Genomic DNA, 379 nt, shown 5'->3' on the forward strand with positions numbered 1-379 from the left:
GGCGCCGGCAAGGCCGCCTACGGGCCGGTCCCGGTCGGCAGCCCCTGGTTCACCGCAGGCACCGAGCGCCCGTACGACCCTGACAGGGCGAAGAAGATCCTCGACGACGCCGGCTGGAAGGCGGGCGAGGACGGCATCCGCGTCAAGGACGGCGTCCGCGCCGCCTTCCCGCTCTGGTACCCCTCCGGCGACAAGCTCCGCCAGGACCACGCCCTCGCCTTCGCCTCCGACGCCAAGAAGGCCGGCATCGAGGTCAGGACCGAGGCCGGGACCTGGGAGGTCATCGAGCCCCGCATGAAGACCGACGCCGTCCTCGCCGGCGGCGGCTCCCCGGCCGACCCGGACTTCGACCAGTACCTGCTGCTGACCTCCTCCCTCG

At 73.1% G+C, this 379-nt stretch carries 1 protein-coding gene; it reads left to right on the top strand.

The genetic code is table 11. The features are described 5' to 3' along the window. Positions 1 to 379, top strand: a 379-nt coding sequence (locus tag G3I71_RS50090; protein ID WP_239149838.1) for an ABC transporter substrate-binding protein, incomplete at both ends; no start/stop codon positions are given.

This window comes from Streptomyces sp. SID12501, from assembly GCF_010550245.1.
Taxonomy (GTDB): Bacteria; Actinomycetota; Actinomycetes; order Streptomycetales; family Streptomycetaceae; genus Streptomyces.